Genomic DNA, 14,195 nt, shown 5'->3' on the forward strand with positions numbered 1-14,195 from the left:
CGCCACGCTAGCGACGGCGCTCGGGCCGCCGCATCCCCCGTGCCGGGGAGGACGGCGGTCCGACTACGCTGGGGGCCCTATGGCCTCCGACAGTGAACCCTCCGTCACCCTCACCGATCCCCTCGAGGAGCGGCTGCGCGCCCAGGTCGCCCGCGAGGGCGAGCGCGCCGTCGCCCTGCGCTCGGCCGCGCTGCTGACCGGCGGCTACGAGGGCGAGGCGTTCCTGCTCACCGTCGGGGGCGAGCACGCGGCGGGCGTCCTGCAGGGCGCTCCGTCGCTGTACTGGCCCGAGCTCTGGGGCGCCCGCGCCCTGCTCTACGTCTGGGACGACACCGCGGCCGACGCGGTCCTCGCGGGACTGGCCAACCCGGCCTGGCGCGTGCGCGAGATGTGCGCGCGGGTCTGCGCCGAGCGCGTCCTCGGCGGGCAGAAGAAGCTGGCGCGGCTCACCACGGACGAGCACGCGCGGGTCCGCGCGGCCGGCGCCCGGGCGCTGGTCGCCGCGGCCATCGCCGGGATCGGCTCCGGGCGCGACGCGAAGGGCGAGTTCGCGGCGAGTGTCGAGCAGACCCTGACCTCGATGGTCCGCGACCCCGACAAGGACGTGCGCCGCGACGTGCGGGCCTCCCTGGATCTGCTCCGCGACGCCCGCCGCTGAGAAGGCCTGCGTCGGCGGCGCTCAGCCGCCGACGGTCGAGCCGAAGCCGGACTTGCCCGTGCCGCCGAAGCCACCGGCGAGGGTCGCCTTCGAGCCGACCGTGGATCCGGCGGGCGCCTTCTGCACCACGTCGGGCTGCGTCGGTCCTCGAGCCGCGAAGCCGCCCGTCGTGACCGGCGCCCAGCTCGTCGCCCGGGTCGAGTTCCAGCGCGACGACGCGAAGATCAGCGGGCCGATCCAGTAGCCGCCGGCGTAGTGACCGCGGTACTCGTCCGTCGCCTCGCAGAGCTGCTCCGGATCGTCGCCGACCTCCTCGCCCTGGGCCTGGAGCTGCGCGATCTGCTCGCGGACGTCGGCGAGGCAGTCCTCGCGGCTCGCATAGACCGGGCGCTCGGCGTTCTCGGGGATGACGTAGTCCTGGCCGTCGGCCCCGGTGGTGACCACGCCGTCGGTGGAGGGGCTCGCGGAGTTGAGCGCGACCGCGAGGCCGAGGACGCCGACGGCTACGACGCCGCCGATGACGAGGCCGCGCCGCTTCGAGGCGATGCCGCTGATGCCGACGTCGCCCGAGCGGCGCCGCGCGGTGCGGGTGGTGCCGGCGGCGTCGCCGGCGGAGTCGGACGGGGCGTCCTGAGGCCGGTCGTCGGGGGTGGTCATCGGATCTCCTCGTCCTGCGGGCGGTTCTCGCGCGCGTCCTGGGGCCGGCTGTGCTCGGCGTGGCCGAAGGCGGGCTCGTCGATGAAGTGCGGCACGAACTCCGCGAGGTCGCCGGTGATCGGCCCGCCGGTCTCGCGGACGTCGATGCCGGCCGGCGTCTCGCCGACGATCCAGCTGCCGATCACGACCGTCCGCCCGTCGATGCGGGCCAGGTCGGCGAGGGACTGGTGGATGAAGCCCTCCTCGCCGTACGCGCCGCCGTTCTCCGCGACGACCGAGCCGTCCGCGTCGAGGATCGTGACGTTCGCGCCCTCCCGGCCGAGCCGGGGCTTGCGCACCTGCGCGGTGCCGACCAGCGGCTCGACGGAGGCGGGGAGGAGGTTCGGGTGGCCCGGGAACAGCTCCCAGAGCACCACGAGCAGCTGCTTGTTGCTGAGCAGCAGCTTCCAGGCCGGCTCGACCCAGCGGGTTCGCTCGCGCCGGTCGAGCAGGAGCCCGCCGAACTGCTCGCCGAGCATCCACTCCCACGGGTAGAGCTTGAAGATCCGCCGGATCGGCTCGCCGTCGGCGTCGAGGAAGCCGGCGCCGTCGAGCTCGTAGCGGATGTCCTCCACGAAGATCAGCTTCGGGTCGAAGCCCGCCTGCGCCGCGGTCTCGGCCATGTAGGCGACGGTGTCCGCGTCCTCGACGATCAGCTCGCCGTCGCCGGAGTCGTGCAGCGAGGCGAGGTGCAGCCGCGCGCCCTCGTCCAGGCGCCAGCGGTCGACCCGGAGGTGCCGCCACTGCTCGACGAGCTGCTCGTGCAGGCTGTTGAACTGGTCGGCCTCGGGCCCGCGCGTCTGCTCGAGCCACTGCCACTGCGCGGCGGCCGTCTCGACGAGCGAGGTCGGGGTGTCGGCGTTGAACTCCAGCAGCGACACCGTGCGGTCGCCGTCGTAGGCGAGGTCGAAGCGTCCGTAGACCGTCGGGTCGTCCTCGTCCCACGAGGTGCGCACGAGGTCGTGGAAGCGCTCCGGGATGCCGAACTCGGCGAAGCGCCCGGTGCGGACGACGTGCTCGCAGGCGTCCATGCAGCGGTCGAAGAGCTCCTGCGTCGCCGTCTCGAGCAGCTCGATCTCGGCGGGCGTGAAGCCGTAGGCCGCGGACTCGTTCCAGTAGGGCCGGCCGCCCTCGGACGGGAGGTCGTAGAAGCTGAAGCCGACCTCGTCGCACCGGGCACGCCAGTCGGGACGAGGGGTCAGGCTGTGTCTGCGCATGTGCGCTCCAGTCTACGACCGGCCTCCGCCACTCCCTCGGGTCAGAGGTAGTCCACTCCGTAGAGGTCGTCGTAGTCGGGCGCCCCGTCCGCGTGCGGCGCCGTGGGGAGCGGAGCCTCGTCGTGCAGCTCGAGCACGACGGAGCTCGTCGCGGTCAGCAGCACCTCGACCTGCCCGCCGAGCACCGTGCGGAGAGAGAGGAACGCGGGCGCGGCGCGCATCGCCTCGAGGACGGCCTGCTTCGTCCGCTCCATCGTCGCGTCCGCGGCGAGGAGGTACGTCCGCTCGGACACCGTCACCTGCAGCATGCTTCCCCCGTCGTCGTGTTCGGCACATAGGCCCGAGTCCTCAGCGTACGGAGCCGAGCCGATCGGGAAGACCGCGTTGACCCGCCGACGGCCGTCGGGTAGGACGCGGACGCGGGGGCGCTGCGGGACGTCGGCCGCGGGTGTCATGCGCTGTCCTGTCATGCGCTGTCCTGAGTCATGCGCTGTCCTGAGTCATGCGCTGTCCCGCCACTCCGGCCAGGGCGTGACGACCGTCATCGGGTCAGCGGCGCCCGCACCACCGGGGGTGAGCAGCTCCGACAGTCGGAAGGCGGCCGCGCGGGCGATCAGCGCGCGGTCGATGGTGAGCGAGGTGAGGCTGGGGAGCATGGCCGCGCCCAGGCTCAGGCCGTCGATGCCGGCGATGCGGACGTCGCGCGGCACCCTCAGCCCGAGCCGGCTCGCGCGCTGCAGGGCGCCGAGCGCCATCATGTCGTTGAACGCGATGACGGCGTCGACGTCGGGGTGCGCGGCGATCAGCTCGCCGAAGGCGTCGGCCCCACCGGCGATCGTCTCGTCGCCGGCCGTGACCAGCACGGCCTCGCCGGGCTCGAGGCACTCCTCGAACCGGTGCCGACGGGTGCTCGGCGCGTAGTAGCCCGGGTCGGCGTGGTCGATCATGCCGATGCGCCGCGCCCCGCGCTCGCGCAGTCCGTCCACGAGCGCGCGCATCCCGGGCGCGAAGTCCACGGCGATCGCGTGCACGCCGGGCAGCTCGGCGTCGCGCTCGATCAGCAGGACCGGCACTCCCCGCGCCGCCCGGCGGATCGACTCCAGGCTCTCGCGGGCGAGGTAGCCGACGATGACGTCCACCTGGGTGGCGAGGTCCGCCACGATCTGCTGCTCGGACTCGTTCGTCTCGGCGACGACGACGACCTGCCAGCCGCGAGCGGAGAACTCCTCCAGCAGCTCGGCGGCGAGGTCGGTGTAGTACGGGTTCCGCAGCGAGGTGATCACGAGACCGACCGCGATGCTCTTCTGCCGCGCCATGTTCGCGGCGAAGCGGCTCGGGACGTAGCCGAGGGTCTCGCTCACGGCGAGCACGCGCTCGCGGGTCGCGGCGCTGATCTCGGACATCCCGTTCATCGCGCGGGTGACGGTCTGCCGCGAGACGCCGGCCTCGCGGGCGACGTCCCGGATGGTGGCACGGCGGCCGAGCCCGTCGGGGCGCGGGAGGGCGGGCGGCGGCACGTCGGAGCGCTCCACGGTCCTCTCCTTCGGGATCATCCGGTGATGGCAACACGCAGATGGTGCCAACGGCCTCGGCTTTCGCGACATGCGCCTTGACATGCCGACGGCCGCCAGCTTAGCGTGTGGGCATTCACGGCCGTGACCGTTCACGTGAACGGTCACGGCCACCGTGGACACCCGCCCGCCGAACATCCGCCCGCCCTTCGATGGAGAAGAACGCCATGCCTCTGAAGACGACGCCACTGATCACGAGATCGCTCGCCGCAGCGACCGTCCTCGCTTCGACGGCCGGGCTCACCGCCTGCACCGACGGCGGCTCGACGGCCGACGACGGCTCCGTCGACGTCCTGATCGCGCAGAGCACGGCGCAGGTGCCGGTCGGCGAGACCGCCTGGGCGGCCGCGCTGGCGGCGGAGACCGGCTGCACGGTGAACTGGAACACGATCGACGACACCGCGTGGAACCAGCAGAAGAACCCGTCGCTCGCGGCGGGGGACGTGCCCGACATCGCCCTCCGCGCCGTCGGCGCGAACGACGCGGTGCAGTATCCCGGTCTCTTCGAGGACATCGCGCTGCACCTGGACGACCTGCCGAACGTGCAGCGCTTCTTCGAGGAGAAGCCCGACGCGCGCAGGCTGGTCGAGAACGAGAAGGGCGAGATCCACTCGCTCTCCTCCTCGCGCGGCAGCGGCTACGCCGGGTCCGGGCAGCACATGATGATCAACCGGGCCTGGCTCGACGCGCTCGGTCTCGAGATCCCGCGGACGTGGGACGAGCTGACGACGGTGCTCGAGGCGTTCAGGACGCGCGACCCGAACGGCAACGGGCAGGCCGACGAGATCCCCTTCAACATCCGGCGCCTCGACACCGGCGGATTCGGCTGGTACAGCCCGTTCCTGCTGCTCAACTCGACCGGCGTCGTGACCTCGTTCAACAAGGGCCCGTCCTCGCAGGGGATCCGCGTCTCCGACGGCGAGGTGTCCAGCTTCCTCGTCTCGGAGGAGTACCGGCGGGTCGTCGGCTACCTGCACGAGCTGCTCGCGGCCGGGCTCGTCCCCGCCGACGCGCTCACCAAGGACGACTCGGCCTACTACGCCGATCAGAAGGGCGACGGGCGGAACGCCCGCACCGGGCTGATCTTCGGCTGGTCGCTGGCCGACTTCGGCGATCTCCGCGACCAGTACGTCGCGATGCCGGCGCCGGCCGACTCCGCGAGCCGGCCGGCCCAGGACGTGGTCTGGGACGGCTCCGACAACGAGTACGAGGGCGGGAAGCTCGCCGTCTCGGCCGCCGCGGCGGGCGACGAGTGCGTGTGGAAGGTCGTCGACGCCCTCTACAGCGAGAAGTACTCGATCCAGCAGTTCACCGGGTCGATCCCCGAGTACGTGACCGACGACGGCGACAGCACCTACACGGTCACCGAGGCGTACCGCGCGGCGGTCGCCGACGGCCGCGACCCCGCGCTCGCCGATCGACTGGCCGGCTGGATCCCCGACTCGGTGACGCTGAACGGCGACTGGAACCGGGACGACCTCCGCGAGGTCGACGACGTCTACGCCGAGCAGTACTCCCACTACGACCACGTGCGCGACGTGATGCCCGACTACGTGCGCCTCTCCGCGGAGGACGCGACGATCGTCGCCAACAACGACACCGCCGTCCTCAACTACGCCATGCAGAAGACCTCGCAGTGGATCGCGGAGGGCGGCGTCGACGAGGAGTGGGACGAGTACGTCTCCCAGGTGACGTCGATCGGGCTCGACCAGAACGTCGAGCTCTGGCAGAAGGCCTACGACCTCGCCACTGCCGCCTCATGACGCGGACGGCTCCCGCCCCGGTCGCCGCCCCGGTCGCCGCCCTCCGCAGCGTCCGCCACCAGTGGCAGCTCTGGCTGATGGTCCTGCCGGCACTGCTGTTCACCGTCGTCTTCGCCTACGTGCCGCTCTACGGACTGCAGCTCGCGTTCCGGACGTACGTGCCGGCCCTGGGACTGAGCGGCGGCGAGTGGGTCGGCCTCGACTACTTCGTCCAGTTCTTCGAGTCGCCGCTCTTCTCGACGATCGTGCTGAACACGGTGCAGATCAGCCTCTGGACGCTCGCCATGGGCTTCATCGCCCCGATCGTGCTGGCGCTGCTGATCAACCAGATCGGCGCCGGGCGGCTGAAGAGCTTCGTGCAGACGATCACCTACATGCCGCACTTCATCTCGGTGGTGGTGATCGTCGCGATGATCAGCATCTTCCTGCGCCCGGAGAACGGGATCCTCGGCCGGTTCCTCCCGGGACAGAACCTGCTCGCCGAGCCGGACGCGTTCTCGACGATCTACTGGATCAGCGAGGTCTGGCAGCACTGCGGCTGGAACGCGATCATCTACCTCGCCGCGCTCTCGACCGTCGACACCTCGCTCTACGAGGCGGCGCGGATCGACGGCGCCGGGCGGCTGCGGCTGATCCGCTACGTCGACATCCCCACGATCCTGCCGACCGCGGCGATCCTGCTCATCCTCAACATGGGCTCGGTGCTGAGCGTCGGCTTCGAGAAGGTCTACCTGATGCAGAACGCGCTCAATCTGTCGTCGTCGGAGGTCATCGCGACCTACACCTACAAGATCGGCATCCTGAGCAACCAGTTCTCCTACTCGACCGCCATCGGCCTCTTCAACACGGTGATCAACTTCGCCCTGCTGATCCTGGCCAACCACCTCGCCAAGCGCGCAACGGGCTCCAGTGTCTTCTGACGAGCGCGGGCCTTCCGAGCGCGGGCCTTCCGAGCAGCGCTGGGACCCGTGGACACCGAGGGAGAGAAGACCCATGACCTCTGCACCCGACACGCTCAGCATCGTGACGGCCGCGCCCGGGACCGGTGGCCGGGCGCCGCTCCCGCCCCGCCGTCGACGCCGATCGGTGCCGAAGCGCCCGCTGGACCGGCTGATCGACGTCGTCGCCGGCCTGCTGATCGCGGTCGTCGTGCTCGCGGTGCTGTACCCGCTGTGGTTCATCGTCGTCGCGTCGTTCTCCGATCCGGCGGCGGTCTCCTCCGGCCGGCTCACGCTGATCCCCGAGGGCTTCCGGCTCTCGGGCTACGAGCGCCTGCTCCAGGACGAGCGCATCTGGAACGGCTACCGCAACTCCATCGTCTACGCCGTCGTCGGGACGGCGCTCAACCTGCTCGTCACGATCCCGGCCGCGTTCGCCCTCTCGCGCCCCGAGTTCCGGCCGCGGCGGGTGCTGCTGCTGGCGTTCGCGGTCACGCTGTTCTTCTCGGGCGGGCTGATCCCGAACTACCTGCTCTACCGGGACCTCGGGCTGCTGAACTCGATGTGGGTGTTCGTCCTCCCCGGCGCGCTCAGCGTCTTCAACCTGATCATCGCGCGGTCGTTCTTCGAGACCTCGATCCCCGAGGAGCTGCACGACGCCGCCCGCATCGACGGCGTGACCTACCTCGGCTTCTTCCTGCGGATCGTCCTCCCGCTGTCGGCGGCGATCGTCGCCGTGATCGGGCTGTACTACTTCGTCGGGCACTGGAACGACTACTTCACCGGGCTCGTCTTCGTCCGGGACGCCTCGCTCCTGCCGCTGCAGAACATCCTGCAGAGCATCCTCCTGGCGAATCAGTCGGTCGCCGGCCAGGGCGGCAGCGGCGGCCAGTCCGCGCAGCAGTTGCAGGAGACGGCCGATCAGATCAAGTACGGCGTGATCATCGTGTCGACCCTGCCGCTGCTCGTGCTCTACCCGTTCCTGCAGAGGTACTTCACCAAGGGCGTGCTGGTCGGGGCGGTGAAGGGCTGATGGCGTCGCTCGCCGAGCGCTACGAGGCGGCCTGCCGGATGGTCCTGCTCGTCCTGGTGGTCTCGGCGGCGATGCTCGTCTTCACCCTGCGCGGCGCGGTGGTCGCGGGGTTCTTCCCGTCCGTCGCCGCCGCGCACGCCGTGTACCGCGCCCGGCTGCTCGACGCCGACGGACCGTGGTCGCTCCGGCGCACCGTCTCGACGTTCGCGCGCTCCTGGAGCGACGAGTTCCCGCGGGCCAACCTCCCCGGCGCCGTCCTGCTCGGTGTCGGCGCGCTGCTCTGGGCCGACCACCGGATCCTGGGCGGCCTCGAGGTCGACGCCGTCGGCGTCGCGGCCACCGGGGTGCTGCTCGTCGTGACCGTCCTCTTCGCGCTGTTCGCGGTCGAGTTCTGGATCGTGCGGGCGCACTTCGCGGAGCGGACGCGCTGGCAGCTGCGGACGACGGCGCTGCTGCTGCTCGCGCGGCCGCTCTGCACCCTGATGCTGGCCGCGGTGCTGCTCCTGCTGCTGGCGCTCGCGACGAGCGCTCCAGTGCTCGGGCTCCTCGCCGCGGCGGCGGTCCTCCCGTTCGCCGCGACGGCCGTCGTCCAGGCCTTCGGCCGGCTGCCGGGCTTCCGTCCGTCGTCGCCGGCACGTCCGCCGACCGCATGAGGAAGGGCGGGTCTCGATCCGCCGTCAGAAGCGCGGCGGCAGCGCCGCGAGGAGCGCGTCGGGCTGCACCGGGAGGTCGCGGACGCGGACGCCCGTGGCGTGGAAGACGGCGTTCGCGACGGCCGCCGCGGTGCCGACGTTCCCGATCTCGCCGATGCCCTTGCCGCCCATCGGCGCGAGGTGCGGATCCTCCTCGTCCAGCCACTCCGCCCGCAGGTCGAGCACGTCGGCGTTCGCCGCCACGTGGTAGGTCGCGAAGTCGTGGTTGGCGTAGTCGCCGAGCAGCGGATCGAGGGCGCCGTGCTCGTGCAGCGCCATCGACAGTCCCATGGTCATGCCGCCGAGGAACTGCGACCGGGCCGTGCGCGGATTGAGGATGCGGCCGGCCGCGAAGACGCCGAGCATCCGCGGCACCTGGATCTCGCCGGAGTCGAGGTCGACCCGCGCCTCGACGAAGTGCGCGCCGTAGGCGTAGCGCGCGTACTCGCCCATCCCGGCGACGTCCTCCGTGGTATCGACGACCACCTCGAGCCCCTCCGGCGGCAGCGGCTGCCCGTCGCCCAGCAGGGCGAGCAGGCGGTGGCAGGCCTTGGTGACGGCCCAGCCCCAGGAGCCGGTGCCCGAGGAGCCGCCCGCGACCGGTCCCTGCGGCAGCGCGCTGTCGGCGATGACGATCTCGATCCGGTCGACCGGCACGTCGAGCGCGTCGGCGGCGATCTGGGTGAGCACCGTGCGGGCGCCCTGGCCGATGTCGGTCGCGTTGACCGCGATCACGAAGTGGCCGCCCGGGAGGGCGGTGGCGCGCGCCCCGCTCGGCGAGGTGAGCGCGGGGTAGGTGGCGCCGGCGACCCCGGTGCCGACCAGCCAGCGTCCTCGGCGGTCGACGCCGGCGCGTGGATCGCGCTCGTGCCAGCCGAACAGGTCCGCTCCCCGGCGGAAGCACTCGAGGTAGTGCCGGCTCGAGAACGGCGAGCCCGAGTCGGGGTCGACGTCGGGCTCGTTGCGCACCCGCAGCTCGATCGGGTCGATCCCGGCGGCGACCGCGAGCTCGTCCATCGCCGACTCGAGGGCGTACATCCCGGGGCACTCGCCGGGCGCGCGCATCCATCGGGGAGTCGGCACGTCGAGCGCCGCGACGCGGTGGGTGACCAGGCGGTTCGGCGCCGCGTAGAGGTGGCGGGTCGCCTCGCCGGTCTGCTCGGCGAACTCCTGGATCGTGGAGGTGTGCGAGAAGGCCTCGTGCGCGATCGCGGTGAGCCGCCCCTCCGTGTCGGCCGCGAGCCGCACGTGCGAGATCGTCGGTGTGCGGTAGCCGGCCAGCGCGAACATCATCTGCCGGGTGTAGGCGATCTTGATCGGCCGTCCCGTGATGATCGCCGCCATCGTGGCGAGGACGACGTTCGGCCGCGGCGAGCCCTTGGAGCCGAAGCCGCCGCCGACGTGCTCGCTGCGCACCCGGATCACGGAGGGATCGAGCGAGAACAGCGTCGCCAGCGTCGACTGCACCGAGCTCGTGCCCTGCGAGGAGTCGAGGACGTCGAGCCGCCCGTCCGCCCAGGTGACCACCGAGGCGTGCGGCTCCATCGGCGAGTTGAACAGCGCCGGGGTGGAGTAGCGCGCGTCGATCGAGACGGCCGCCGCCGCGATCGCGGCCTCGACGTCGCCGTCCGAGCTGTCGGTCGGGAAGCCGGCGTTGACCTGCGCCGGGGCGTAGAGCTTCGGCTGGTCCTCGGTGAGCACGACGTCGGTCCCGGAGTCGACGTACTCGACGCGGAGGGCGGCAGCGGCCTCGCGGGCGTTCTCGAGCGTGTCGGCGAGGACGAGCGCGATCACCTGGCCGCGGTAGGCCACCGCGTGCGACTGCAGCACCTGCAGCTCGCCGTCGCCCGCGTCCTGGAGCGGCAGCGCGGAGTCGGGCGTGATCACGGAGTGCACGCCGGGCAGCGCGAGCACGGCGTCGACGTCGATCCGCTTCACCATGCCCGTGGCGACGGCCGACTGCACCGGCCAGGCGTGCAGCAGTCCTTCTGGCGAGTGCTCGAACGCGTAGCGCGCGGCTCCGGTGACCTTGTCCCGGCCCTCGAGGCGGGCGAGAGGAGCTCCGAGCGCGGTCATGCCGCCGCCTCCTCGTCGACTCCGGCGAGCTCGGCCAGGACGCCGACGATCAGCCGCGCGAGCAGCGGGACCTTGAAGGCGTTCTGCTCGGTCGGCGTCGCCGCGGCGAGCTCCGCCTCCGCCGCCCGGGTGAAGGCTGTGACGGTCGCGGGGCCGCCGCGCAGCAGGTCCTCGGCGATCCCGGCGCGCCAGGGCGCGTGCGCGACCGCGCCCAGGGCGAGGCGGACGTCGGTGACCGTGCCGTCGGTGACGTCGAGGGCCGCGGCGACCGAGCCGAGGGCGAAGGCGTAGGAGCGGCGGTCGCGGGACTTGCGGTAGGTCGAGGTCGCCGCGAACGGGAGCGGCGGCAGCTCGACGGCGGTGATGAGGGCGCCGGCCGGCAGGTTCGTGTCGCGCTCGGGGTGCTCGCCGGGGAGGCGGAAGAACTCGGTGATCGGCAGGGCGGCCGGCCCGTCGACGGTCTCGAAGCGGATCACGGCGTCGAGCGCGGTGAGCGCGACCGCCATGTCGCCGGGGTGCGTCGCGATGCAGACGTGCGCCGAGTCCGCATCGGTGGCGATGCCGAGGATCGCCAGTTCGCGGGAGACGCCCTCGAGCGCGGAGCAGCCGGAGCCCGGCTCGCGCTTGTTGCACGGCTTCGAGACGTCGGTGAAGGAGGTGCAGCGGGTGCGCTGGAGCAGGTTGCCGCCGGTCGACGCCTGGTTGCGCAGCTGGCCGGAGGCGCCGGCGAGCAGGGCGCGGCTGAGGGCCGGGTAGCGGCGGCGGACGAGCGGGTGCGCGGCGAGGTCGCTGTTCGCGACTCCCGCGCCGATCAGGAGTCCGCCGTCGGGCGTCTCCTCGACACCGCCGAAGTCGACTCGGCTGACGTCGACGAGCGCGGCCGGGCGCTCGACGCCGAGCTTCATCAGGTCGACGAGGTTGGTGCCGCCGGCGAGCGGCTTCGCCTCGGGCGAGGCGGCGAGCAGGCGGACGGCGTCGGCGACGTCGCCGGCCCGCTGGTACTCGAAGGTCCTCATCGCGCGGTCTCCGTCTCGCTCGAGTGCGTGCAGGTGCCGACGTGCGCCTGGGCGTCGTGGACGGCGGGCACGATGTTCGCGTAGGCGCCGCAGCGGCAGAGGTTGCCGCTCATCCGCTCGCGCACCTCCTCGTCGTCGAGCACGACGTCGTCGACGTCGAGCTCGGCGGTGACGTGGCTGGGCATGCCCTCGCGCGCCTCGGCGAGCATGCCGACCACCGAGCAGATCTGCCCCGGGGTGCAGTAGCCGCACTGGTAGGCGTCGCGCTCGAGGAAGGCGGTCTGCACGGGGTGCAGCGCGTCGCCGTCGGCCAGGCCCTCGATCGTGGTGACCTCGCGGCCGTCGACCGAGACGGCGAGGACGAGGCAGCTGTTGGTCCGGCGCCCGTCGAGCAGCACGGTGCAGGCGCCGCACTGGCCGTGGTCGCAGCCCTTCTTGGAGCCGATGAGATCGAGCCGCTCCCGGAGCAGATCGAGGAGGGCGGTGCGGTTGTCGACCTCGACCGCCCTCGGCTCGCCGTTGACGGTGACGTCGATCGCCGTCGACGGCACCGGCCTGGTCTCGCTGCGCTGCGCCATGCGTGAAAGCTACCCGCGGTCGGCTCTCCGCGAGGGGGCCCTTCTCGGACGCGGTGCGGAGGACTACCCTGCGCGCGGGGCGGGATGCGCCGGGTAGAGCGCGACCGCCTCCGGAACGACCGCGAAGTCGACCTCGTCGCCGAGGCCCGCGCCGAGGGCCGCGAGCTGGGCGGGGGAGAGGTCGGCCGCGATGCCGGCGGCGCGGACCCGGACCAGGTCGCCGCGCCGCTCCAGATCGCGGATGCGGGCACGGACGCGGTTCGCGCCGGGTGCTCCCGCGGAGACCGGCGCCACGGTGACCGAGGCCGGGCGGAAGGCGGCCGCCGCCCGTGCACCGGCGGCGACGGAGCCCGTCCCCCTGAGCTCGACGCCGTCGTCCGTGCGCAGCCCGGTGCCGGTCGCGGTGCCGACGAGCAGGTTGAGCGCGGCCAGCTCGGCCGTGAACGGGCTCTGCGGCCGCTCCAGCACCTCGTGGGTCGGGCCGTCCTCGATGACCCGTCCGCCGTGCAGCACCACGACGCGGTCGGCGAGCGTGTAGGCGTCGAGCACGTCGTGGGTGATCAGGATCGTGGTCCGCCCCGGCAGCACGCGGCGCAGCATCCGCCGCAGCAGCGGCGCGACCGAGACGTCGAGCGCCGCCATCGGCTCGTCGAGCAGCAGCAGCTCCGGGCTCGGCGCGAGGGCGCGGGCGAGCGCCACCCGCTGCGCCTGCCCGCCCGAGAGCTGCGCCGGCCGGCGGTCGGCCAGCTCCGCCGCGTCGACCGCGTCGAGCCAGGTGCGCGCGGTCTCCATCGAGGCCGAGCGGCCGGCGCCGGTGCTGCGCGGGCCGAAGGCGACGTTGTCGAGCACGCTGAGGTGCGGGAAGAGCAGCGGGTCCTGGGCGAGCAGGGCGATCCGGCGGCGGTGCGGCGGCAGGTGCAGGCGGCGGGCGGAGTCGAACAGGGTCGATCCGGCCAGGGTCGCCCGGCCCTCGTCGGCGCGGAGCAGCCCGGCGAGCAGCTCGACGAGCGTGGACTTCCCCGCGCCGTTCGGCCCGAGGACCGCCGTGGTCGTCCCCGCCTCGACCCGCAGCGCGACGTCGACGCCGCGGGCGTGCAGCCGCGCGTCGATCTCGAGCGTCACGGGCGCGCCTCCGCCCGGGCGGCGCGCGGCCCGCGGTGCGCGAGTCCGATCACGAGGACCGCGACGACGACCAGCACCAGCGAGAGGGCGACCGCGGCGTCCGGGTCGGTCTCGCGCTGCAGGTAGATCTCGAGCGGGAGCGTGCGCGTCACGCCCTGCAGGCTGCCGGCGAAGGTGAGCGTCGCGCCGAACTCGCCGAGGGCGCGGGCGAAGGAGAGGATCGCGCCGGAGAGCAGCCCGGGCAGGATGAGCGGCAGCGTGACCCGGCGCAGCACGGTCGAGGGTCGCGCGCCGAGGGTCGCGGCGACGCTCTCGTAGCGGTCGCCGGCCGAGCGGAGCGCTCCCTCCAGGCTGAGCACCAGGAACGGCAGCGCCACGAAGGTCTGCGCGAGGACCACCGCGGTGGTCGAGAACGCGATCCGGATCCCGAGCGCCTCGAGGGTGCCGCCGAGCAGGCCCAGCCGGCCGAAGGTGTAGAGCAGGGCGATGCCGCCGACGACCGGCGGCAGCACGAGCGGCAGCAGCACGAGCGCGCGCACGAGCCCCTGGCCGGGGAAGGAGGTCCGGGCGAGCGTCAGCGCCATCGGCACGCCGATGACGACGCAGAGCAGGGTCGCTGCCGCGGCGGTGCGCAGGCTCAGCAGGAGCGCCGCGATCGAGGAGTCGGAGGTGACCAGCGGCACGAAGCCGGCCCAGTCGACGCGGGTCAGGACGCCGACCAGCGGCAGCAGGACGAAGGCGCCGCCGACGACCGCGACGGCGACGACCCAGCGGGGGACTCCGGCGGAGCGGGTCGCGGCGGACCGGGTCACGGCTGACCGGGTCACGGGCGAGC

Annotated in this window: 14 protein-coding genes; 5 read left to right on the forward strand and 9 right to left on the reverse strand. The window is 72.8% G+C overall.

The features are described from left to right. Nucleotides 1–79: 79 nt before the first annotated feature. Nucleotides 80–658 carry a HEAT repeat domain-containing protein gene (locus GTU73_RS10625; RefSeq protein WP_160089283.1) on the forward strand — a complete coding sequence of 193 codons (579 nt, stop codon included), beginning with the start codon at nt 80–82 and terminating at the stop codon, nt 656–658. Nucleotides 659–679: 21 nt separating this feature from the next. Here the strand turns inward: GTU73_RS10625 and GTU73_RS10630 are convergent, their stop codons facing one another. The 4 genes from GTU73_RS10630 to GTU73_RS10645 all read right to left on the reverse strand — a co-directional run bounded on the left by GTU73_RS10630 (nt 680) and on the right by GTU73_RS10645 (nt 4,103). Further along, complete coding sequence (locus GTU73_RS10630; RefSeq protein WP_160089285.1) at nt 680–1,315, reverse strand: hypothetical protein; 636 nt, start codon at nt 1,313–1,315, stop codon at nt 680–682. After that, nucleotides 1,312–2,571, reverse strand: a complete 1,260-nt coding sequence (locus tag GTU73_RS10635; RefSeq protein WP_160089287.1) for a glutathionylspermidine synthase family protein — start codon at nt 2,569–2,571, stop codon at nt 1,312–1,314. Before GTU73_RS10635 ends, GTU73_RS10630 begins: the two co-directional genes overlap by 4 nt. A 41-nt stretch (nt 2,572–2,612) precedes the next feature. After that, entirely contained in the window at nt 2,613–2,879 is a 267-nt protein-coding gene (locus GTU73_RS10640) for a hypothetical protein (protein WP_160089289.1), read from the reverse strand. 192 nt (nt 2,880–3,071) lie between these two features. After that, nucleotides 3,072–4,103 carry a LacI family DNA-binding transcriptional regulator gene (locus tag GTU73_RS10645; protein WP_160089291.1) on the reverse strand — a complete coding sequence of 344 codons (1,032 nt, stop codon included), beginning with the start codon at nt 4,101–4,103 and terminating at the stop codon, nt 3,072–3,074. Between the two features lie 206 nt (nt 4,104–4,309). Here GTU73_RS10645 and GTU73_RS10650 point away from each other — a divergent pair, with 206 nt between their 5' ends. From GTU73_RS10650 to GTU73_RS10665, 4 genes are all read left to right on the forward strand, one after another. Then, nucleotides 4,310–5,905: an extracellular solute-binding protein gene (locus GTU73_RS10650; RefSeq protein ID WP_160089293.1), complete on the forward strand. Its 1,596-nt coding sequence runs from the start codon at nt 4,310–4,312 to the stop codon at nt 5,903–5,905. Further along, nucleotides 5,902–6,825, forward strand: a complete 924-nt coding sequence (locus tag GTU73_RS10655) for an ABC transporter permease subunit (RefSeq protein ID WP_160089295.1) — start codon at nt 5,902–5,904, stop codon at nt 6,823–6,825. The genes GTU73_RS10650 and GTU73_RS10655 overlap by 4 nt, the downstream gene beginning before the upstream one ends. Before the next feature lie 73 nt (nt 6,826–6,898). Further along, nucleotides 6,899–7,876 carry a carbohydrate ABC transporter permease gene (locus tag GTU73_RS10660; protein ID WP_160089297.1) on the forward strand — a complete coding sequence of 326 codons (978 nt, stop codon included), beginning with the start codon at nt 6,899–6,901 and terminating at the stop codon, nt 7,874–7,876. Then, nucleotides 7,876–8,529, forward strand: coding sequence for a DUF624 domain-containing protein (locus GTU73_RS10665; protein ID WP_160089299.1), 654 nt, complete (start codon nt 7,876–7,878; stop codon nt 8,527–8,529). The genes GTU73_RS10660 and GTU73_RS10665 overlap by 1 nt, the downstream gene beginning before the upstream one ends. A gap of 24 nt (nt 8,530–8,553) precedes the next feature. Here the strand turns inward: GTU73_RS10665 and GTU73_RS10670 are convergent, their stop codons facing one another. From GTU73_RS10670 to GTU73_RS10690, 5 genes are all read right to left on the reverse strand, one after another. Continuing rightward, nucleotides 8,554–10,644, reverse strand: a complete 2,091-nt coding sequence (locus GTU73_RS10670; RefSeq protein WP_160089301.1) for a xanthine dehydrogenase family protein molybdopterin-binding subunit — start codon at nt 10,642–10,644, stop codon at nt 8,554–8,556. Then, entirely contained in the window at nt 10,641–11,660 is a 1,020-nt protein-coding gene (locus GTU73_RS10675; RefSeq protein ID WP_160089303.1) for a xanthine dehydrogenase family protein subunit M, read from the reverse strand. The genes GTU73_RS10670 and GTU73_RS10675 overlap by 4 nt, the downstream gene beginning before the upstream one ends. Next, nucleotides 11,657–12,238 carry a 2Fe-2S iron-sulfur cluster-binding protein gene (locus GTU73_RS10680; RefSeq protein ID WP_160089305.1) on the reverse strand — a complete coding sequence of 194 codons (582 nt, stop codon included), beginning with the start codon at nt 12,236–12,238 and terminating at the stop codon, nt 11,657–11,659. The genes GTU73_RS10675 and GTU73_RS10680 overlap by 4 nt, the downstream gene beginning before the upstream one ends. Nucleotides 12,239–12,301: 63 nt before the next feature. Then, nucleotides 12,302–13,360 carry an ABC transporter ATP-binding protein gene (locus GTU73_RS10685; RefSeq protein ID WP_160089307.1) on the reverse strand — a complete coding sequence of 353 codons (1,059 nt, stop codon included), beginning with the start codon at nt 13,358–13,360 and terminating at the stop codon, nt 12,302–12,304. After that, complete coding sequence (locus GTU73_RS10690) at nt 13,357–14,187, reverse strand: ABC transporter permease (protein ID WP_244231601.1); 831 nt, start codon at nt 14,185–14,187, stop codon at nt 13,357–13,359. Before GTU73_RS10690 ends, GTU73_RS10685 begins: the two co-directional genes overlap by 4 nt. Nucleotides 14,188–14,195: the final 8 nt, after the last annotated feature.

This window comes from Rathayibacter sp. VKM Ac-2804 (assembly GCF_009866655.1).
Classification (GTDB): domain Bacteria; phylum Actinomycetota; class Actinomycetes; order Actinomycetales; family Microbacteriaceae; genus Rathayibacter.